We start from the raw sequence: 20,689 nt of genomic DNA on the forward strand, positions 1-20,689 counted from the left end.
TTCAGTCCGCGGCGGGTTCCGGCGCACCGCGGCCGGGCTCGCCCCGGGCCGCGCGTACGGCGTCACGGTGCTCGCGCATCGAGACCACCATCTCGGCCATGAACCGGTGCACGACGGCCAGCTCGTCGTCGCTGAACCGGGCCATCACGTCGTCGGTCCGCCGGCCGAGGGGGCCGAAGAAGCTGCGGGCCAGGTCGGCGCCCCGGTCGGCGTAGTGCAGGAGGACCTTGCGCCGGTCGGCGGTGTCCCGGTCGCGCCGGATGTGCCCGCCCCGCTCCAGCCTGTCGACGAGCGCGGTCACCGAGCCGGAGGAGAGGTTGAGCGCCTCCCCCAGCCGGCCGGGGGTGATCGGGTCACCGAGCAGCTCGGCGTCCATCACCGCGATGAGGGCGTGCAGGTCGGTGGCGTTGAGGCCGTGCAGGCCGGCGAACGCGTGCCCGATGTGCTGCGCGTCCACCGAGTAGCGGCGCAGGTCGTTGGTGATGTCGGCGATCATCCGCCCGCGCGGGTCGTCCCGTCGCCGGTACATGCTCTGCGCCCCCACGTTCCGCCGCCACCCCCCTGTCCCAACCGGTCCGGTTGCAGCATAGAGCCACCCCGGATAATCTCGCTCATCAAGATACTTGTTTGCAGAGATTCCTCCTCGACCATTCATGTGAGGGCATCCGATGTCACTGTTCACCCGCGTCGTCCGGGGCCGGCTCGCCGCCTGGCTCACCCTGGCCGCCGCGCTCGTCGTCGGCGTGGCCGCCTTCGGGCTGCCGAAGGCGGACAATCCCGATCCCGTCTCCGACACCGGCCTGTCCGTGAAATGGCAGTCGACGCAGGTCGAACGGCTGCAGGACCAGTTGCCCTCGAAGGACTCCCAGACCGCCCTGGTGGTGGTGAGCCGCGCCGACCAGGCTCCGCTCAGCGGCGCGGACCGCGGCGTGCTCGACGGCATCGCGGGCGAACTGAGCTCGCTCGCCGCCGGCGGACGGGTCTCCCCCGCACAGGTTTCCCCGGACGGCACCGTGGCCCTCGTCGCGGTGCCGCTGTCCACCGAGGGCAGCCCACGGGCCGTGGTCGACGAGGTGGAGAAGCTCCGCGAGGCGGTCGGCGACCTGCCCGGTGAGCTGACCGTCGAGGTCACCGGCGGCCCGGCGTTCACCGCCGACCTCGGCAAGGTATTCGAGGGCGCGGACACGACGCTGCTGCTGGTCACCGCCGCGGTGGTGGCGGTGCTGCTGCTGGTCACCTACCGCAGCCCGTTCCTGTGGCTCGTACCGCTGCTGGTGGTGGGCGCCACCGAGCAGATCACGCTGCGCGTGGTGGAGTCCCTCGTGCCCGCCTTCGGCATCTATCTGCCCAGCGGGCAGGTGACCGGCATCGCCAGTGTGCTGGTGTTCGGCGCCGCGACCAACTACGCCCTGCTGCTCATCGCGCGCTACCGGGAGGAACTGCGCCGGGAGGAGGACCGGTTCGCCGCCATGCGTTCCGCGCTGCGCCGCACCGCCGAGCCGATCCTGGCGAGCGGCAGCACCGTCGTCCTCGGCGTACTCACCCTGCTGCTCTCCGAGCAGGAGACCAACCGGGCGCTCGCCCTGGCCTGCGCCACCGGTGTGATCCTCGCCATGCTCTCCGCCTTGTTCGTGCTTCCCGCCGCCCTGCTGCTGTTCGGCCGGCGCCTGTTCTGGCCGTTCATCCCCCGCGTCGGCAGCGCCGCCCGCGAGGGACGGATCTGGGGCCGCCTGGGCGAGATGGTCGTCCGCCGACCGCTGCCGGTCGCCACGCTCGCCGTCCTGCTGCTCGCCGGCCTCGCCCTCGGCGGCCTGGGCATCCGCACCGGCCTGTCCGAGACCGAGCAGTTCAGCGAGAAGCCCGAGGCGGTCGCCGGGGCGGAGACGCTCGCGCGGGCGTTCCCGGCCGGCAGCACCCAGCCGGTGGCGGTGCTCACCAACCCGCAGGCCGCCCCCGCGGTCCTCGCCGCCGCCAGCGACGTCGACGGGGTCGCCTCGGCCCGTCCCGGCGCCGCCGGAGACCGGGTCGCCCAGATCGACGTGGTGCTCACCGCCGAGCCCGGCAGCGCCGCCTCCGACCGGGCCGTGGTGGCGCTGCGCGATGCCGTGGCCGCCGTACCGGACTCCGCGCCGCCCGCCGTCCAGGGCGCGGACGCTCCCGACGGCGCCCTGGTCGGTGGCCCGGTCGCCGCGACCTACGACTCGAACGAGGCCAACAGCAAGGACCTCCAGCTGATCCTGCCGCTCATCCTGCTCCTGATCGGGGCGGTGCTGGTGCTGCTGCTGCGCGGGCTCCTGGCGCCGCTGCTGCTGGTGCTGACCGTGATCGCCTCGTTCTTCGCCAGCCTCGGCGCGGCCTGGCTGCTCTTCGACCACGTGCTGGACTTCCCGGCGCTGGACAGCGGGGTGCTGCTGCTCGCCTTCGTCTTCCTCGTGGCGCTCGGCGTGGACTACAACATCTTCCTGGTCACCCGGGCCCGGGAGGACGCCCGGCGCAGCGGCACCCGCGACGGCATGCTCTCCGCGCTCCGGGTCACCGGCGGCGTCATCACGAGCGCGGGCGTGCTGCTCGCCGCGGTCTTCGCGGTGCTCGGCGTGCTGCCGCTGATCACCCTCACCCAGATCGGGATCATCGTCTGCGTCGGCGTCCTGCTGGACACGCTGCTGGTCCGCACCGTGCTGGTGCCGTCCCTGGCGTTCCTGCTCGGCGACCGGTTCTGGTGGCCGGGGCGGATCGCCCGCGAGCCCGACGCCCCCGCGCAGGCGGCCCCGCCGGCCGTCGCGCCGGCCGGCACGCGGGACTGAGACAGTGCGGGGCCCCGGCGATCCTCCGCCGGGGCCCCGTCTCGTGGGCTCAGTACTCCAGGCAGACGCACTCCGTCATCAGCGCCCGGACGTTGTAGACGTACGTGTCGTTGGGGATCCGCAGCGGCGGTGGCGGCCCGCACGGCGGGCTCTTGCCGGGCTCGCAGTCCGGTGCGACCTTGCCCGGGCCCACGTTGTAGGCGGCGATCACCGCGTTCAGCAGGCAGGACGTCAGCTCGCTGGTGCACAGCGAGGTGTCGAGCCGGTAGTCCGAGCCGAAGTGGGAGTCGCCGATCTTCTTGGTCAGCCAGGCCAGGTAGTTGGCGCCGAGGACCGCGTTGTCCCGGTAGGCGTCGAGTTCGTAGCTCTGCTCGAACCGGTCGTTGACGAACTCCGCGGTCGGCGGCTGGACCTGCATGAGCCCGACGCCGCTGTCGCAGGCGTAGATGTTGGACTGCCAGCCGCTCTCCTGCCAGGCCGTCGCCTTCACCAGGTTGAGCGGCACCTTGATGTCCGGGGCGGACACCGGCCAGTAGGTCTTCGCGGCGGCGTCGGTCAGCGCCTGCTTGACCTGGCTGCGGGTGGCGGCGGTGCCCTTGTAGCTGGGCTTGCAGCCGGTCACCGGGGGTTTCGGGGCGGGCGGCGCCTTCGTCTCGGTCAGCGGCTTCACCGTGGGCCGCGGCGCGCCGGCCCGACCGGTGGTCGGCTTCGCCGTCCGGGAGGCGCTCGGGCTCGGCCGGGCACCCATCGCCGCTTCCGCGGGCGGTTCGTCGCTCGGCAGGTCGGCCGGGTCGTCCGCCGGCGCTTCGACGGGTGCCTCGCTGGGCAACTCGACGGCCACCTCGCGGGTCGGCTCGTCGCCGCTGCCGCACCCGGTGACCACACTCGCCGCCAGCAGCGCGGCGACCGCCGCCGTGGCCCAGCGGCCCACTCCTCGACGCATCAGACCTCCCCCGTGGTCGTCCGCACCCTAGCAGGGGTCGGCGGGCCGGCGGGGTACCCGCGAGGCCGGCCGGGAGGCCCTCGGCCGCGGCGGTCCGTCCCCTGTGGCCGGTCCGTCCGGGCCGGGCGGCGGGTCGTCCCCGCCGACCGCGTGGTCCCGGGTGGCCCAGGCGACCACGAACACGGTGACCCAGGCCGCACCGAGCAGCACCGAGGTGGCCGTGCCGCTGGCCGTGCTCCATCCCAGGTAGAGCCGGGCGCCGGTGACGGCGACCACGCCGGCCAGCGCGCCCGTCCAGACCGCCACCGCCACCGGCCAGCGGGCGCCCCGGGAGAGCAGCCAGGCCAGGGTGCCGAAGCTCGCCGTGACCACCGCGGTCTGGGTGGGCAGCAGGTCCGGGGCGCCGTCCGGGCCGCCCGGCCCGGTCAGGCCGGCCACCACGACCAGCACCACCAGCGGCACGAACGCTCCCACCGTGCCGAGCACGCTGAGCAGGTCGGCCCGCCAGGGCCGGCTCCGCCAGGCCACCACCGCCGCCACGAGGGCCACCGCGGCGATCAGCAGCCAGCCGCGCAGCACCGAGACCGCGCCCAGCGCCGCGTCGGCCACCCCGGGGGTACGCCGGGCGGCGAACCAGTCGGCGACGAGCCCGTCGAGCACCCCCAGCCCGCTGTGCCGGACCACCGCCTCCAGCACCGCCGCGACGGCCAGCCCGGCGGCGAACAGCAGCAGCAGGCCGGCGGCCAGGTTGATCAACAGTGTCCCGGCCGGGCCGAACCGCATGGCGACCAGGAAGAACAGCACCCCGTAGCGGGCACGCAGCCAGCGCAGCGGCGGCAGGGCGGCGGCCCGGGCGGCCAGCGCCCGCGCCGGGTCCGGGTTACGGCCCAGCCAGCGGCCGGCCAGCACCACGCCGACCAGGCAGACCAGCAGCACGAGCACGGCGCCGGTGGCCCGGCCCAGCAGCCGGGACACCCGCTCGTAGGACTCACCGGCGGCGTAGCCGACCAGCACGGACGCGCCGACCCAGCTCACCACCCCGGCCAGGTTCCACGGCGCGAACCGCCGGTACGGCAGCCCGGCCGCACCGGCCAGCCGCGGCGCCAGGGTGCGGGCGAAGGCCACCCAGCGGGCCGCCAGCACGCCCCGCCCACCGAGCCGGTCGAGCAGCGAGTCGGCGCGCCGCCACCGGTGCGGCCCGATCCGGGCGCCGAGGCCGGAGGCACGCAGTTTCGGCCCGTACCGCCGGCCGGCGCGGAAGGCGAGTGTGTCTCCGATCACGGCGGCCGCCGTCATGGCCAGCAGCGCCGGAATAATCCGCAGCGTCCCCGCGTAGGCTAAGAAGCCGACCAGCAGCAGGGTCGCCTCGCCCGGCACCAGCAGTCCGAAGATCACCGCGGTCTCGCCCGCGACGATCGTCGCGGCGACCAGGTAGATCAGCAGGGGCGGCAGCTCCTGCAGCCAGTTCAGCAGGTCAGGCATCCGGTTCCCCGCACGGGAGCCAGCATGCCAGTCGCTGAAACGGTCGGGACAGCACTTTCGGCAGAGATCCGGGCGATCTCGGGGTGACCCCCGAGGCGTGCCCCGGCAACCGCAGACAGGAGTATGGAGGGTATGCAGCTACGCACCGACCTCCGCAACGTCGCCATCATCGCCCACGTCGACCACGGCAAGACGACCCTGGTCGACGCCATGTTGCGGCAGGCCGGCGCCTACGGCGCCCGTGGTGAGACCACCGAGCGGGTCATGGACTCGATGGACCTCGAGCGGGAAAAGGGCATCACCATCCTCGCCAAGAACACCGGCGTGCGCTACCTGCCGGCGGACGGCTCCGACCCGGTCACCATCAACATCATCGACACCCCCGGCCACGCCGACTTCGGTGGTGAGGTCGAGCGCGGCCTGACCATGGTCGACGGGGTGGTGCTGCTGGTCGACGCCAGCGAGGGACCGCTGCCGCAGACCCGCTTCGTGCTCCGCAAGGCCCTCAAGGCCCGGATGCCGATCATCCTGGTGATCAACAAGGTGGACCGCCCCGACGCCCGGATCAAGGAGGTCGTGGACGACACCTACGAGCTCTTCCTCGACCTGGACGCCGACGAGGAGCAGATCGACTTCCCGATCGTCTACGCCTGCGCCCGCGACGGCATCGCCTCGCTGACCCAGCCGGCCGACGGCTCGGTGCCCGACGACAGCCACAACCTGGAGCCGCTGTTCCGCACCCTGCTGGACACCATCCCGGCCCCCGCCTACGAGGAGGACGCGCCGCTGCAGGCGCACGTCACCAACCTCGACGCCTCGCCGTTCCTCGGCCGCCTGGCGCTGTGCCGGGTCCGGCAGGGCACCATCCGCAAGGGCGAAACGGTCGCCTGGTGCCGCACCGACGGCAGCACCCAGCGCGTCCGCATCTCCGAGCTGCTGATGACCGAGGGCCTGGAGCGCAAGCCGGCCGACAGCGCCGGCCCGGGCGACATCATCGCGGTCGCCGGCATCCCGGAGATCATGATCGGCGAGACCCTGGCCGACGCCGAGAACCCGGTCCCGCTGCCGCTGATCACCGTCGACGAGCCGGCCATCTCGATGACCATCGGCACCAACACCTCGCCGCTGGTCGGCCGGGTCAAGGGCGCCAAGGTCACCGCCCGGATGGTCAAGGACCGGCTCGACAAGGAGCTCGTCGGCAACGTCTCGCTGCGGGTGCTGCCCACCGAGCGGCCGGACGCCTGGGAGGTGCAGGGCCGCGGTGAGCTGGCCCTGGCGATCCTGGTCGAGCAGATGCGCCGCGAGTCCTACGAGCTGACCGTCGGCAAGCCGCAGGTGGTCACCAAGGAGATCGACGGGAAGACCTGCGAGCCGGTCGAGCGGCTGACCATCGACGCCCCGGAGGAGTACCTGGGCGCGATCACCCAGCTCCTCGCCACCCGCAAGGGCCGGATGGAGCAGCTGGTCAACCACGGCACCGGCTGGATCCGGATGGAGTGGCTGGTCCCGGCGCGCGGCCTCATCGGCTTCCGCACCGAGTTCCTCACCGACACCCGCGGCACCGGCATCCTGCACCACGTCTTCGAGTCGTACGAGCCGTGGTTCGGCGAGCTGCGCACCCGCCAGAACGGCTCCCTGGTCGCCGACCGGGCCGGCGCGGTGACCTCGTTCGCCATGATCAATCTGCAGGAGCGCGGCCAGCTCTTCGTCGAGCCGACCACCGAGGTGTACGAGGGCATGATCGTCGGCGAGAACTCCCGCTCCGACGACATGGACGTCAACATCACCAAGGAGAAGAAGCTCACCAACATGCGCGCGTCGACCTCGGACGAGACCGAGAAGCTGATCCCGCCGCGCAAGCTGTCGCTGGAGCAGGCCCTGGAGTTCTGCCGCGAGGACGAGTGCGTCGAGGTGACCCCGGCCGCGGTGCGGATCCGCAAGGTGGTGCTGGACCAGACCCAGCGCGGCCGGATGGCCGCCCGCCGCAAGCACGCCGGCTGACGAAACAGCCACCCCGGAGCCCGGCCCGCCCCAACCGGCGGACCGGGCTCCACCCTTTCCGGGCCCACACCCACACCCACGTCCACACCGGTGATCACGTGCGGGCGGGGTGCGAGGTGGGTGGGTCAGGGTTTGGTGGCCTGGAGGGCCAGGATGTCGGGGATGGGCGTGGAGCCCGACTCCTGGACACGGTTCAGGGTGAGGCCGGCGGCGGTCACCGCGTTGAGCAGGTCGGCCAGGGGGACGTGCCAGGCGCCCACCCGGGCTCGCACGCCCGTCGGGCTCCAGGCCCGGAAGGTGCGGTCCCGGTCGGCGTACCCGCCGTCGATGACGATGCGGGCCGGGTCGGAGCGGTCGGCGAACGCGCCGGTGAAGCAGGGATGAACCCCCACGTGCACGAAGCGGCCACCGGGAGCCAGGACCCGGGCCGCCTCGGTGATCACCGCCGGGTAGTCCGGCAGGTCGGTGTGCCCGAGTACGCAGGTGACGGCGGGCACGCTCGCAGCGCCGACCGGCAGCCGGGTCGCGTCGCCCCGGGCCACCGGAAGCCGGGTACGGGCGTGGCGCAGCTGCCCGCCGGAGAGGTCGACCCCGACCGGGTCCCAACCCAGCCGGCGCAGCTGCGCGGCGTGCACGCCGGTGCCGCAGCACACGTCGAGGCAGCGGCCCGACCCGTTGCCGAGCAGGTCGGCGAGCTGCCGGCGGACCCGGTCCATGTAGTCCGCGGACGTGTCGGTCGCGTACTCCTCGTACCAGTCGGCGATGGCGTCGTACGCGGCAGTCGTCATCTCCGCACGCTAGACCCCGTCCGGCCCGCACCGCAGCCCCGGCGATGATCCGCTACGGTCACCGGCATGACCTGGGAGGATCTCGACGCGCACCTGGACAAGGTGCCCGGCACCGTCTCGGCATACGTGGGGCGGCTCGGGGCCCCGCCCACCTGGACCCGGCACGCCGACGCCACCCACTACGCGGCCAGCACCATGAAGGTCGCCGTGCTGGTGGCCCTGCACCGGGCCGCCGAGGCCGGCCGGCTCGACCTGGACCGGCCGATCCCGGTGCGCAACAGCTTCGACTCCGCCCTGCCCGGCGCGCCCCGGTTCACCAACGCGCAGCACTACGACAACGACGACGCCGTCTGGGCGCGGGTGGGCGGAACGGCGCCGCTGCGCTGGCTCGCCGAACGGATGATCATCCGGTCCAGCAACCTGGCCACCAACATCTGCATCGGTCAGGTCGGGCTGCCCGCCGTGGCCGAGGCGTGGACCCTGGCCGGGGCGCGGCACAGCGTCACCGGCCGGGGCATCGAGGACTTCGCGGCCCGCGACTCCGGGATCGACAACCTGGTCACCGCCGCCGACCTGGCCGCGCTGCTCGGCGGGCTGGCGCTCGGCGCGCGCCGGCCCGGCCCGCTCGCCTCGCCGGCCGCCTGCGCGGCCATGCTCGACGTGCTGTTCGCCCAGGAACACCGCGAGGACCTCGCCGCCGGACTGCCCGAGGGGACCCGGATCGCGCACAAGAACGGCTGGGTACGCGGCATCCGGCACGGCGCCGGCGTGGTCTTCCCCGACGACGCCCCGCCGTACGCCGTCGTGGTCTGCACCACCACCGACCTGGCCGACGGCGGCCCGAGCGGCGAGGAGGTCGAGGACGACGCCTGCCGCCTGATCGCCGACGTCTCCGCGCGGGTCTGGGCGGCCCGGCACGACCTGGCCGGGTGACCGCTCAGTCCAGCAGGTTCGCGCGCAGCCCGGCCAGCGTCGCGTCGGTCAGCCCCAGGCCGTCGCGCAGGTAAGCGTCGAACGTGCCGTGCACGCGGCGCACCTCGTCGTAGGCGGCGTCCAGGTACTCCGGCCGCACCTCCAGCAGCGGCCGGGCGACCGCCGGGTCCAGGTCCGGCCGGCGGCGGGTCATGGCGGCCAGCAGCACCTCGCGCAGGCTCTCGGTCAGCTCGTTGTGCCGCAGGTAGTCGGCCCGGATCACCGGCTCGTCCACCCCGAGGGCGGTGAGCAGCACCACCGACAGCCAACCGGTGCGGTCCTTGCCGGCCGAGCAGTGGAACAGCAGCGGCAGGTTCGCCCCGTCGGCGGCCAGCCGCAGCGCCGTCCCGAACCCCTCCCGCGCGGACTCCCCGGTGACGAACCAGCGGTAGATGGCCGCCATCGCCCCCGGCATGCCGTCGCGGGCCAACTCCTCGTACGCGTCGAGGTTGTGCCCGAGCAGCACCGCCGAGACGTAGGTGAACACCGGGTGGGCCGAGTCGTAGACCGGCAGGTGCACCACCCGCGGCTCGCCGGCAAGGCGGTCGGGCGGGGCGACCGCCTGCTCGGTGGCGTGCCGCAGGTCCACCACGCAGGCCGGGGCGAGCTTGCCCAGCACCGGCAGGTCCTCGTCGGTGAGCCGGCCGAGCGCCGCGGTGCGGATCAGGCGGCCGGCGCGTACCCGCCGCCCGTCCGAGGTGGGCAGCCCGCCCAGGTCACGGGCGTTCGGCGCGCCCACCAGCTCCCAGTCCCGCCCGGTCATCGGCCCTCCCCTGTTCGCCGCCAGCTCCGTATAGGGTGCCGCACATGACGATCGCGGCGGTACGCACCCACCGGCTCTCGGCCCCCTTACACACCCCGTTCGTCACCGCGCTGCGCCGCACCACCACCGTGGACACCCTGGTCGTCGAGGTGGTGGACACCGACGGGCGGTCGGGCTTCGGCGAGGCCCCCCAGGTCTGGCAGGTGACCGGCGCGTCGATCGCCGGCGCCGAGGCGTGCGTCCAGCACCTCCTCGGGCCGCTGCTGACCGGGCGGGACGCCGACGACCTCCAGGCCCGCTGCGCCGAGGTGCGCCGCGCCGTGGTGGGCAACGAGTCGGCCCGGGCCGCCGTCGACGTCGCGCTGCACGACCTGGCCGCGCGGCGGCTCGGCGTACCCCTGGTGCGGTTGCTCGGCGGCACCACGCTGCGCGTCCCGACGGACGTCACCCTGGCCGCGGGCGACGCGGTGGACCTGGCCGCGGCGGCCACCCGGCGCCGGGCCGAGGGGTTCACGGTGCTGAAGCTCAAGGTCGGCACCGACGCGCGGGGCGACCTGGACCGGGTGCGCGCGGTCCGTGCCGCGGTCGGGCCCGAGGTGCGGATCCGGCTGGACGCCAACCAGGGCTGGACCCCGCGCGAGGCGGTCCGGGTGATCCGCGGCATCGAGGACGCCGGGCTCGACGTCGAGCTGGTCGAGCAGCCGGTGCACCGGCGGGACCTGGACGGGCTGGCCTGGGTCAGCGACCGGGTGGAGCTGCCGATCCTCGCCGACGAGTCGGTCTTCGACCTGCGCGACCTGGTCGAGGTGATCCGTCGCCGGGCGGCCGACATGGTCAACGTCAAGCTGGCCAAGTGCGGCGGTCTGCACACCGCCCGGAGCCTGCTGGACCTGGCCGCCGCGCACGGCATGGGCACCATCGTCGGTTCCATGATGGAGAGCCAGGTGGGCCTGGGCGCGGCGGCGAGCCTGGTCGCGGCCTACGGCACCACGGCCGTGTCGGACCTCGACGCCGCCTGGTGGCTGGCCTGGTCGCCGGTCGCCGGGGGGATCCGGTACGACGGCGCGACCGTCGTGCTGCCCGACGCCCCGGGGCTCGGCATCTCCGACGTGAATGAAGTAAAGGTTCAGGCGCATGGTTGAGCGCCGGTGGAATTTTTCATAAGGTCGTGAGGTGGGGGTGGGCATGGAGGTTCAACCGGGCCGCGAGGCCGTCGTCCGGGTCCCGGTGGCGACCCTCTGGACCACCCCCGAGGCGGTCCGTCCCGTCGACCGCCCCGCGCTGGGCGATCCGCCGGACGTCGCCGCCTGGATCGCCGGCATGGACCGCGACCAGCAGGTCGGCGACTGCGTCCTGACCCAGCTGCTGCTCGGCGAGCGGGTGCTGGTCACCGAGCTACGCGCGGACGGCTGGGCACACGTCGTCGCCCTGGCGCAGCCCGCCGCCAAGCTCGACGTACGCGGCTATCCGGGGTGGCTGCCCGCCGCCCAGCTCACCGCCCCGGCGGAGCCCGGCCCACCGGCCACCCCGCTGGTCGTGGACGCCGTCCACACCGCGCTGCACGCCGCCCCCGGCGGCCCGCCGGCCCTTTCCGGCGTGGTCCTCGGCACCCGCCTCACCCCGGCCGGGCGGCCCGTGGACGGCTGGCGGCCGGTGCTCGCGCCCGGTCGGGCCGAGCCGCTCTGGGCCCCGGAGGGCGACCTGGTCCCGCTGCCCGGCGAGCGGCCGGAGGCCAAGGAGGCGCTCGCCCTCGCCGAGCGGCTGCGCGACCTGATCTACATCTGGGGCGGGCTGTCCACCGACGGCATCGACTGCTCGGGCCTCGTGCACCTGGCCTGGCGCCGGTACGGCCTGACCCTGCCCCGGGACGCCGACGACCAGGCCGAGGCGACCACTCCCCTGGCGCTGGGCGAGGAACGCCCCGGTGACCTCTACTTCTTCGCCCGGCCAGGCCGGCGCATCCACCACGTCGGCATCGTCAGCACCGAGCCGCAGGGCGAGATCCGGCGGATGCTGCACGCCTGCTACGTGAAACGCCGGGTCGTCGAGGAGCGGCTCCCCCCGGACCGGGAGGCCACCCTGGTCGGCGCCCACCGGATCTGACCCCCGTACGCCGAAAGGGGCGCCCCCGACCTCGGGGGCGCCCCTTTTTCGCGCGGTCCGGTCAGCGACGGGCCTCGGCCAGCTCGCGGCGCCGGTCCCGGGACGACTTCAGCAGGCTGGCCGCCGTGGCGGCGGCGAGGGTGCCCAGGATGACGGTGAGCGACAGCCAGATGGGAATGTGCGGGGCCCAGGCCACGTGGTCGCCGCCGTTGACGAACGGCAGGTTGTTGTCGGCGAGGGCCTCCAGGACCAGCTTGACCCCGATGAAGCCGAGCACCACGGCCAGGCCGTAGCTGAGGTAGATCAGCCGGTCCAGCAGGCCGCCGAGCAGGAAGTAGAGCTGCCGCAGCCCCATCAGCGCGAACACGTTCGCGGTGAAGACCAGGTACGGCTCCTGGGTGATGCCGAAGATCGCCGGGATCGAGTCGAGGGCGAAGATCAGGTCGGTGGTGCCGATCGCGATCATCACGATCAGCATCGGCGTGAACAGCCGCCGCCCGTTCTCGTGGGTCGTCATCCGCGCACCGTCGAAGTCGCGGGACAGCGGCAGCGCCTTGCGGCTCCACCGGATCAGCAGGTTCTCGCTGAACTCGTCCTCGTCCGGCTCCCCCTGGCGGGCCAGGTTGACCGCCGTGTAGATCAGGAACGCGCCGAAGATGTAGAACACCCAGGAGAACTGGGAGATCAGCGCCGCGCCGGCGGCGATGAAGCCGCCCCGCATGACCAGCGCCAGCAGGATGCCGATGAGCAGCACCTTCTGCTGGTACTGCCGGGGCACCCCGAAGCGGGCCATGATGATCACGAAGACGAAGAGGTTGTCCACCGAGAGGCTGTACTCGGTGAGCCACCCGGTGTAGAACTGGCCCGCGACGCTGGGGCCCGAGGCGAGCCACAGCCCAGCCCCGAAGATCAGGGCCAGCCCCACGTACAGGCCGACCCACAGGCTCGACTCGCGGACGCTGGGTTCGTGCGGGCGGCGACCGATGATGAACAGGTCGACCAGCAGGACCGCGGTCATCGCGACCAGGGTTCCCGCCCACACCCATCCGGACACGTTCAAATCCATCCTCCGGCAGACACACAGCGTCGGGCACACCGTACGCCGGGTGAGGGGCCGGGGTGCGTCGACGCTGACTCTGGTGACTGTCGGAGGTCTCTTCCGCCAGCGGCCCGGGGTGCGGATCGCTGACCGACGGAGCCGGGTCGTGCCACCGGGGGGCCGGGGCTCTTCCGTGCTGACGACTCCGTCGCGGGGGAATACTCCCCTCCTCGGCCGCCATTGTTCACCATCGGCCCGGGTCGCCGCATCTCCGGGGGTCCCGTTTGCCAGGGTAAGAGTCTTCCGGTGTGGGCGAGGTCTCGCGGCGCAGGGCGTCCTAGGAGGCTAGGTGTCCAGGTGTCGACCCCCGTCGCTGCTGCGCGTCACGGCGCCGGGAGCAGCGGGTCGGGGAACGACCAGCCGGCTGCCAGCAGGGCGTCGCAGGCCGCCACGGCCGCCGCCAGCCGCTCCTCGTGCGGGCCGCGCAGCTCGACCACCGGCACCCCGCAGCCGGCCAACTCCTCCCGGAACCGCCCGGTCATCCAGGCCCGCAGGTGCTCACCGTCGCGCAGACCGTCGTCGGCGAAGGGCACCCCCTCGTGGCCGGTCAGCAGGTACAGCGCCGGCCGGCGGGCCGCCGACCGGACCGCCTCCGACGAGGACCCGAGGTAGCGCTCCTCCCAGATCGCGGTGGCCCGCGCGTCGGTGTCGCAGAACAGCAGCGGGCCGCTGGTCCGGGCCGCCGCATCCTCGGCGGCCTGCTGCTCGCGGACCACCTCGACGAAGTCGGCCCGGTCCCACGTGACGTCGAAGATCGTCGCCTCCGGCCGGACGCGCCGCAGCCCGGCGAGTTTGCGCTCGGTCAGCTCGCGGCCGTACTCCGGGACCCAGGGGGTGCCGTAGTGGGCGGCCAGCGCCGCCGCCATCGTCGTGGTGCCGGTCGACTCGGCACCCACCACCACGACCCGGCGGACCAGCCAGGCCCGCACCGGCGGGCTCAGGCGCCGCCAGTGCGCCACCGGGTCCGCGCGCACCGCGGTGCCGGAAACCGGCACGGCCCGCCGGTCCAGGTCCACGCAGACCGCGACGGCACCGAAACGACGGGCCAACTCCTCGCCGTACGCCTCCGAGGAGAACACCGCGTCCACCGGCTCCCCGCCCAGCGCGTCGGCGAACACCGCGCAGTGCAAGTCCCAGATCGCCGGGTCGGCGTAGTCCACGGGGTGGTCGTCGTACCGGCCGGCGAACCGCACCCAGGGCGTGTCGGCGTGCGCCTCGCGCAGCCAGGCGAGCCGCAGGTCGAGCGGGATCGACTCGCGCCGGGACGGCGCGACCACGACCGTGACGGCCGCGCACCGGGCCGCGGCCGCCTCGATCAGCGCGTGGTGCCCGGCATGCGGCGGATAGAACTTGCCCACCACCAGGCCGTGCCGGAACTGCCGACCCGGCCCGCTCGCCGCGCTCACGCCGCGACGGGCGCCGGGCCGGGCGGCACCGGCGTCGCCGCCGACCGCCGGCGCAGGTCCGCCCGCCACTCCCGCAGCCCGACCACGCAGAGCGCCAGGAAGATCAGGTAGAGGCCGCCGGTCAACCAGAGTCCCTTGTACGCGTAGAGCGGGATGTAGATCAGGTCGGCGGCGATCCACAGCCACCAGCTCTCCACCAGCTTGCGGGTCTGACCGTAGGTGGCCAGCAGCGACAGCGCGGTGGTGACCGCGTCGGCCAGCGGCACCGTGGAGTCGGTGGCCCGGTCCAGCAGCGCCCAGAGCCCGGCCGTGAGCAGCACCCCGGCCACGCCGAGCGCCCACCACTCCCGCCGGCCGGTGCGGGCCACGGTCAGCCGGCTGCGCCGCTCCCCGCCGAAGAGCCAGTGCCACCAGCCGTAGAGGCCGAGGACGACGTAGACGACCTGGAGGCCGGCGTCGGCGTACAGGCCGGCGGTCCAGAACAGCAGCATCAGCAGCAGCACGTTGGCGATGCCGATCGGCCAGTTGGCGATGTGCTGCCGGGCCACCAGCCAGACGTTGACCACACCGGTGGCGAAGCCGAGCAGCTCCGCCCAGGTGGTGCCGGCGCCCAGGACGGTGAACGCCGTGGCGGTGAGCCAGTCGAGCATGTGCCCTCCCCCGTTTCCCGAGCGATCACCCTAGAGGGGGTGTGGCGCGGGGAACAGCCCCCGGGACGTACCCGCTGGCGGCCGGCGTGCGAGGCTTCGGGCATGGTTCTTGAGGTCGCGCTCATCGACGTCACGCCCGGGAACGAGGACGACTTCGCCGCCGCGTACGCGAAGGCGCACCCCATCCTCGCCGGCACCGAGGGCTGCCGCTCCGTGCGGATGACCCGCGGCGTGGAGTCGCCGTCCCGGTTCGTGCTGCTGGTCGAGTGGGACTCGGTCGAGGCGCACGACGTCAACTTCCGACAGAGCGAGCGCTTCGGGCGGTGGCGGGAGCTGATCGGCCCCTACTTCGCCGGCCCGCCCCTGGTCGAGCACTTCGTCGACGTGCCGGCCTGAGCTGTCGTACCCCTGACATAGCCTGCGCTCGACGCGCCGGCCACCGGTCCCGACGGTAATTCGGGGGCGCCGGGCCCGGTGACCGCGCGTCAACCGCCGCCCTTTGGCCGGGAGAGGGTTCCGGTCCGCTCAGTCGGGCTCGTGGGGTTCGCGGGGTCGGGGCACCGGTGCGGGCCCCAGCCGCCGGGTCAGCAGCTCTGCCGTCTCCTCCTCCGGCAGCGCCACCACGAGCAGCCAGTCGATCAGCTGCTCGTAGCGGGCGACGTCCGCCTCGCCCACCAGCCGCAGGTCGGTGGTGAGCGTCTCCACCAGGACGGTGCGGGGATCGGCCGGATCCGGGTAGGCGTAGTAGGAGAACGGCGCGAGCGGGTGCAGGTCGCCGTGGGGGGACGCGTCGCGGGGCAGCAGCCGGACCGTCACGTGCGGCCGTTCGGCGAGGACGGCCAGGTGCCGCATCTGGTCCCGCCAGACCTCGGCGGGCAGGCCGCCCGGGTCGCAGGCGCGCTCGTCGATCAGCGCCGTGTAGTGCGGCGGGTCGGGCCGGCGCAGCACCTCCTGGCGCACCGCGCGGGCACGGACGTCGGCCTCGACGTCCACGTCGTCGGCGAGCAGCGCGCCGGCCGACACGCGCAGCCGGGCGTACTCGGGGGTCTGGAGCAGCCCGGGCACCAGCACCGGCTGGTAGTCCACGATGCGGACGGCGCCCGCCTCCAACTCCGCGTACGCCCGCTGCCGCTCCCCCATCTCGCCCAGCGCCCGGGACCAGCCGCGGCCGGTGGCGGCGTCCCGCGCGATGACGATCAGCTCGTCCCGCTGGTGGGGTGGCACGCCGTAGACGTCGAGCAGGTCGAGCACGTCGGCCAGGTCCGGCCGGCTCTGCCCCAGCTCGATGCGGGACAGCTTCGATGTGGACGCCCAGCCGAGCCGGCCGCACACCTGCTCCAGGGTGAGCGACTCCCGGCGGCGCAGCCGGCGCAGCTCGGCGCCGAGCCGCACCCGCCGGACCACAGGACTTGCTGACAACGGCATGTGCGCCTCCCCACCGTGGGAGAGTACGCATCACCGTCACTCAGGGCAATACCTTGCTCGCACAGAGCTATCAGGCGGTTGTCAGGGTCGGTAGGTGCCGAAGGACCAGACCAGCCCGACCAGATCGCGGGCCACGTAGTCGCGGGAGCCGTAGTCGGTGTCGAAGGGCGGCCGGACGATCTCCGCGCCGGCCGCCCGGGCCCGCTCGTGGTGCGCGTCGACGTTGTCGACGGCCACGTAGACGCGATAGTCGTCGTCGGCGGGCCGGGTGGCCGGTGCCGGCCCCGGGCCGAGCATGACGAGGCCGTCGCCGTAGCCGAGCTCGGCGTGCCGCACGGCGCCGTCGGGCCCCTCGTGCACCTCGTGGACGGTGAGGCCGAACGCGGACCGGAGGAAGTCGACGGCGGCGCGGGCGTCGGGATACCGGAGGACCGGGTAGATGCTTCGCATGGCCCGAGTCTGCCGCCGCGACGGTCAGGTCGGATTGGACGAATGCGATCTGGGCCCGGCCAGCGCCGCGGGCGTGGCCCCGGAGAACTCGCGGAACTCGCGGATCAGGTGCGACTGGTCGTAGTAGCCGAACCGCACCGCCAGGTCGGCCCACCCGACCTCGCCCCGGCCACCGTCCGCCCGCCGGCCACTCGGGGGCGGGGCGACCGAGGTGCCCGCGGGCGCGTCCGCGCCGCCGGTCGGTGCGGGGACCAGCGTGCGGCCCACCATGGCGTACGCCCGCTGGAAGCGCAGCAGCCGGGCGACGGTCTTCGGCGGGAGGCCGAACTCCCGCCGGAACCGGACCGCCAGGTGGCGGCGGCTCCAGCCGACCTCCTCGGCCAGCGCGCCGACGCCCAGCCCGCCGCCGCTGCCGTCGAGCAGCCGCCAGGCCCGCGCCAGGCGCGCATCGACTGGCCCGGTCAGGGCCAGCCGGGCGGCGAGCGCGGCGTCGAGGCGGGCGAACCGGCCCGCCCAGTCGGGCAGGTCGGCCAGCTCGTCGCGGAGCCGGACCAGCCAGCCGTCGAGCCGGTCGATCGGCACCGCCCGGTTGGCCAGCTCGCCCAGCGGCAGCCCGAGCAGCCGGCGGGCGGCCGGAGCGGTCAGCAGCACCTGCACCCCGACGCCTTCGCCGGCCGTGCGGGTCGCGCACCAGCCGTCGAACGGGCCGGCCAGGAAGGCGGTCGTCCCGTGTGCGCCCCGGTCGGCGGCGCGCGGGTCGGTGACGTCGAGCGGGGCGCCCCACCCGAGGATCAGCACCACGAAGGCGCCGGCCGCCTCCCGGCGCACGAGCGGGCCGACCGCGTGCTCGCGGTAGCCCAGGTAGCGGTCCACGTAGGGCCGGAGCCGGGGATCGGGGAGCCCGATCACGGCCTCGGTGAGCACGCCGGTTTCCCCCGACCCCGGGCCGTCACTTCACCCCGGCGGCGTCCATCCCGCGGAGTTCCTTCTTGAGGTCGGAAACCTCGTCGCGGATGCGGGCGGCCAGCTCGAACTGCAGCTCCCGCGCGGCGGCGAGCATCTGGTCGTTGAGCTCCTGGATGAGGTTGGCCAGGTCGGCCCGGGCCATGCCCTCCCGCGACGGGGTGGCCGCGCCGCCGCGGCTGCGGCTGCGGGTCTCCTTGACCGGCGCCTTGCCCCGCGACAGCTGCCGGACGGCACCGCCGACCCGGCTGTTCTCGGTGTCCTCCGCCTCGCGGTAGATGTCGTCGAGGATGTCGTGGATCTTCTTGCGCAGCGGCTCGGGGCTGATCCCGTTGGCCTCGTTGTGCGCGATCTGCTTGGCCCGGCGCCGGTTGGTCTCCTCGATCGCCTGGGCCATCGACGGGGTGATCTTGTCGGCGTACATGTGGACCTGGCCCGAGACGTTACGGGCCGCGCGGCCGATGGTCTGGATCAGCGACCGGCCGCTGCGCAGGAAGCCCTCCTTGTCGGCGTCGAGGATCGCCACCAGGGAGACCTCGGGCAGGTCGAGGCCCTCCCGGAGCAGGTTGATGCCGACCAGCACGTCGTAGTCGCCCTTGCGCAGCTCGCGCAGCAGCTCCACCCGGCGCAGCGTGTCGACCTCGGAGTGCAGGTAGCGCACCCGGATGCCGTTCTCCAGCAGGTAGTCGGAGAGATCCTCGGCCATCTTCTTGGTCAGCGTGGTGACCAGGACCCGCTCGTCCCGCTCGGTCCGCAGCTTGATCTCGTGCATCAGGTCGTCGATCTGGCCCTTGGTGGGCTTCACCACGACCTCGGGGTCGATCAGGCCGGTGGGGCGGATCACCTGCTCGACGAACTCGCCCTGGGCCTGCTCCAGCTCCCACGGACCCGGGGTGGCGGAGAGGAAGACCATCTGGCCGACCCGCTCCAGGAACTCGTCGAAGCGCAGCGGCCGGTTGTCGGCCGCGCTGGGCAGCCGGAAGCCGTGGTCGATCAGCATCCGCTTGCGGGAGGCGTCACCCTCGTACATGCCGCCGATCTGCGGGATGGTCACGTGCGACTCGTCGACCACGGTCAGGAAGTCGTCGGGGAAGTAGTCGAGAAGGCAGTGCGGCGGGCTGCCCGGCAACCGCCCGTCCATGTGCATCGAGTAGTTCTCGATGCCGGAGCAGAACCCGACCTGGCGCATCATCTCGATGTCGTAGGTGGTGCGCATCCGCAGCCGCTGCGCCTCCAGCAGCTTGCCCTGCCGCTCCAGCTCGGCCAGCCGCTCGGCCAGCTCGACCTCGATGTCGCGGATCGCCCGCTCCATCCGCTCCGGGCCGGCCGCGTAGTGGGTCGCCGGGAAGATGACCAGCCCGTCGACCTCCTTGACGACGTCACCGGTGAGCGGGTTGAGGTAGTAGAGCTTCTCCACCTCGTCGCCGAACAGCTCGATCCGGACGGCCAGCTCCTCGTAGGCCGGGATGATCTCCAGCGTGTCGCCGCGGACCCGGAAGGTGCCGCGCTGGAAGGCCATGTCGTTGCGCGTGTACTGGATGTCGACCAGACGGCGCAGCAGCTGGTCACGGTCGAGCTCCTGCCCCACGGCGACCCGGACGGCCCGGTCCAGGTATTCCTCCGGGGTGCCCAGGCCGTAGATCGCCGACACCGTGGCCACCACGATCACGTCGCGGCGGGTGAGCAGCGACATGGTCGCCGAGTGCCGCAGCCGCTCGACCTCCTCGTTGACCGAGGAGTCCTTCTCGATGTAGGTGTCGGTCTGCGGGATGTAGGCCTCGGGCTGGTAGTAGTCGTAGTAGGAGACGAAGTATTCGACCGCGTTCTGCGGCAGCAGCTCGCTGAACTCCTTGGCGAGCTGCGCGGCGAGGGTCTTGTTGGGCGCGAGCACCAGTGTCGGCCGCTGCAGCCGCTCGACCAGCCACGCCGTGGTGGCGCTCTTGCCGGTGCCGGTCGCGCCGAGCAGCACCGTGTTGCGGTCGCCGCCGCGCACGCGACGCTCAAGCTCGTCGATGGCTGCCGGCTGGTCGCCGGCCGGCTGGAACTCGCTGACGACCTGGAAGCGGCCGTCGAGCCGGGGAATGTCGAGCGCCATGACCTCAACGGTACGCCCGAGGTCCGACACTTCCGGGCCGAGCGCGTACCGTCCCTGATCGGCTTCGATATTCCCATTGTGTGGCTCATCTCACCGGACTACCCTCGTACCGTAGGCCGCTCGCGGCGGCCGACCGGGCAGGTGGCCGCCCCTCCGGGGCCCGGCCGCCCCCGGCACCGGGGGTCGCAGCACCCGAGAAACCGGCGTGCGCACCCGAGGTGGTCGCGCTCGACGCGCTGACCGGCCGCCGCGAGCGCCCCTGCTCGTCACCGAAACCCGGCAGCCGCGTTGTGCACTCGTGGAGACCTCTCCCGGACGCCGGCCGCGACGCGCTCGCACCCGCGACACCGGCCCCCTCCCCACCGACGACGCCCGCCCCACCGAGCCCGCCGACAGCGCCGCGCCCGAGCCCGAGCCCGCCGACACAGACGCGCCCGAGCCCGAGCCCAGCGACACTGCCGCACCCGAGCCCGCCGGCCGCGCGATGCCCGCCGCCTCGGCCGACCCAGCGCCGGCCGGGCCCGCCACAGGCGAACGCGCACCGTACCCGCAGCCGCCACCCCAGCTCACCGAACCGGCTCCCGCGGATCTTGGCGACCTGCCGTCCGCCACGAACGGCAACTCGCCAAGGTCGGGAAAACGGCGGAGCGCGACGGCACACACCTCGCCCGCCCCGCCGTCGAGCGCGCCCGCCGGACGCCAACCTGGAGATCGTGGCGATCTACCGCCCGCCACGAACGACAAC

Annotated in this window: 18 protein-coding genes; 6 read left to right on the top strand and 12 right to left on the bottom strand. The window is 73.6% G+C overall.

The features are described from left to right. Nucleotide 1: 1 nt before the first annotated feature. Nucleotides 2-529 (bottom strand): MarR family transcriptional regulator, encoded by a 528-nt coding sequence (locus ABZ452_RS29870; protein WP_357949963.1) that lies wholly within the window; start codon nucleotides 527-529, stop codon nucleotides 2-4. Nucleotides 530-668: 139 nt separating this feature from the next. Here ABZ452_RS29870 and ABZ452_RS29875 point away from each other — a divergent pair, with 139 nt between their 5' ends. After that, entirely contained in the window at nucleotides 669-2,804 is a 2,136-nt protein-coding gene (locus tag ABZ452_RS29875; RefSeq protein ID WP_357949965.1) for an MMPL family transporter, read from the top strand. Nucleotides 2,805-2,853: 49 nt separating this feature from the next. Here the strand turns inward: ABZ452_RS29875 and ABZ452_RS29880 are convergent, their stop codons facing one another. Beyond that, on the bottom strand, nucleotides 2,854-3,747 hold the full coding sequence (locus tag ABZ452_RS29880; RefSeq protein ID WP_357949968.1) for a transglycosylase SLT domain-containing protein: 894 nt from the start codon (nucleotides 3,745-3,747) through the stop codon (nucleotides 2,854-2,856). Nucleotides 3,748-3,774: 27 nt separating this feature from the next. Then, nucleotides 3,775-5,229 (bottom strand): DedA family protein, encoded by a 1,455-nt coding sequence (locus ABZ452_RS29885; RefSeq protein ID WP_357949971.1) that lies wholly within the window; start codon nucleotides 5,227-5,229, stop codon nucleotides 3,775-3,777. Nucleotides 5,230-5,361: 132 nt separating this feature from the next. On the opposite strand from ABZ452_RS29885, the gene typA reads away from it, so the two are divergent. After that, the gene (gene typA / locus ABZ452_RS29890) at nucleotides 5,362-7,230 is read left to right on the top strand and encodes a translational GTPase TypA (protein ID WP_357949974.1); all 1,869 of its coding nucleotides are present in this window, start codon (nucleotides 5,362-5,364) and stop codon (nucleotides 7,228-7,230) included. A gap of 125 nt (nucleotides 7,231-7,355) precedes the next feature. On the opposite strand, the gene ABZ452_RS29895 is transcribed toward typA, so the two are convergent. After that, nucleotides 7,356-8,018: a methyltransferase domain-containing protein gene (locus ABZ452_RS29895; protein WP_357949977.1), complete on the bottom strand. Its 663-nt coding sequence runs from the start codon at nucleotides 8,016-8,018 to the stop codon at nucleotides 7,356-7,358. A 66-nt stretch (nucleotides 8,019-8,084) separates the two neighbouring features. Between ABZ452_RS29895 and ABZ452_RS29900 the strand changes: the two genes are divergently transcribed. Then, on the top strand, nucleotides 8,085-8,951 hold the full coding sequence (locus ABZ452_RS29900) for a serine hydrolase (protein WP_357949980.1): 867 nt from the start codon (nucleotides 8,085-8,087) through the stop codon (nucleotides 8,949-8,951). Between the two features lie 4 nt (nucleotides 8,952-8,955). Here the strand turns inward: ABZ452_RS29900 and ABZ452_RS29905 are convergent, their stop codons facing one another. Further along, nucleotides 8,956-9,753 carry a tyrosine-protein phosphatase gene (locus ABZ452_RS29905; protein WP_357949982.1) on the bottom strand — a complete coding sequence of 266 codons (798 nt, stop codon included), beginning with the start codon at nucleotides 9,751-9,753 and terminating at the stop codon, nucleotides 8,956-8,958. A 44-nt stretch (nucleotides 9,754-9,797) separates the two neighbouring features. On the opposite strand from ABZ452_RS29905, the gene ABZ452_RS29910 reads away from it, so the two are divergent. Next, the gene (locus ABZ452_RS29910; RefSeq protein WP_357949985.1) at nucleotides 9,798-10,895 is read left to right on the top strand and encodes a dipeptide epimerase; all 1,098 of its coding nucleotides are present in this window, start codon (nucleotides 9,798-9,800) and stop codon (nucleotides 10,893-10,895) included. Nucleotides 10,896-10,938: 43 nt separating this feature from the next. Then, nucleotides 10,939-11,856 (top strand): NlpC/P60 family protein, encoded by a 918-nt coding sequence (locus tag ABZ452_RS29915; protein ID WP_357949987.1) that lies wholly within the window; start codon nucleotides 10,939-10,941, stop codon nucleotides 11,854-11,856. 61 nt (nucleotides 11,857-11,917) lie between these two features. On the opposite strand, the gene ABZ452_RS29920 is transcribed toward ABZ452_RS29915, so the two are convergent. The 3 genes from ABZ452_RS29920 to pnuC form a co-directional block, all read right to left on the bottom strand. Continuing rightward, nucleotides 11,918-12,916 carry a TerC family protein gene (locus ABZ452_RS29920; protein ID WP_357949990.1) on the bottom strand — a complete coding sequence of 333 codons (999 nt, stop codon included), beginning with the start codon at nucleotides 12,914-12,916 and terminating at the stop codon, nucleotides 11,918-11,920. A 362-nt stretch (nucleotides 12,917-13,278) separates the two neighbouring features. Beyond that, nucleotides 13,279-14,361, bottom strand: a complete 1,083-nt coding sequence (locus tag ABZ452_RS29925) for an AAA family ATPase (RefSeq protein ID WP_357949992.1) — start codon at nucleotides 14,359-14,361, stop codon at nucleotides 13,279-13,281. Further along, nucleotides 14,358-15,011: a nicotinamide riboside transporter PnuC gene (gene pnuC, locus ABZ452_RS29930; protein ID WP_357949995.1), complete on the bottom strand. Its 654-nt coding sequence runs from the start codon at nucleotides 15,009-15,011 to the stop codon at nucleotides 14,358-14,360. The genes ABZ452_RS29925 and pnuC overlap by 4 nt, the downstream gene beginning before the upstream one ends. Nucleotides 15,012-15,113: 102 nt before the next feature. Between pnuC and ABZ452_RS29935 the strand changes: the two genes are divergently transcribed. Then, on the top strand, nucleotides 15,114-15,407 hold the full coding sequence (locus ABZ452_RS29935) for an antibiotic biosynthesis monooxygenase (protein ID WP_357949998.1): 294 nt from the start codon (nucleotides 15,114-15,116) through the stop codon (nucleotides 15,405-15,407). Between the two features lie 129 nt (nucleotides 15,408-15,536). Here ABZ452_RS29935 and ABZ452_RS29940 read toward each other — a convergent pair whose 3' ends face one another. The 4 genes from ABZ452_RS29940 to uvrB all read right to left on the bottom strand — a co-directional run bounded on the left by ABZ452_RS29940 (nucleotide 15,537) and on the right by uvrB (nucleotide 19,944). Further along, nucleotides 15,537-16,436, bottom strand: a complete 900-nt coding sequence (locus ABZ452_RS29940) for a DUF5753 domain-containing protein (protein ID WP_357950001.1) — start codon at nucleotides 16,434-16,436, stop codon at nucleotides 15,537-15,539. Between the two features lie 81 nt (nucleotides 16,437-16,517). Beyond that, on the bottom strand, nucleotides 16,518-16,886 hold the full coding sequence (locus ABZ452_RS29945) for a VOC family protein (RefSeq protein ID WP_357950004.1): 369 nt from the start codon (nucleotides 16,884-16,886) through the stop codon (nucleotides 16,518-16,520). A 24-nt stretch (nucleotides 16,887-16,910) separates the two neighbouring features. Beyond that, on the bottom strand, nucleotides 16,911-17,810 hold the full coding sequence (locus ABZ452_RS29950; protein ID WP_357950007.1) for a helix-turn-helix domain-containing protein: 900 nt from the start codon (nucleotides 17,808-17,810) through the stop codon (nucleotides 16,911-16,913). A 25-nt stretch (nucleotides 17,811-17,835) separates the two neighbouring features. Then, entirely contained in the window at nucleotides 17,836-19,944 is a 2,109-nt protein-coding gene (uvrB, locus tag ABZ452_RS29955; protein ID WP_357950009.1) for an excinuclease ABC subunit UvrB, read from the bottom strand. Nucleotides 19,945-20,689 lie beyond the last annotated feature (745 nt).

This window comes from Micromonospora sp. NPDC005707, from assembly GCF_040631005.1.
Taxonomy (GTDB): Bacteria; Actinomycetota; Actinomycetes; order Mycobacteriales; family Micromonosporaceae; genus Micromonospora.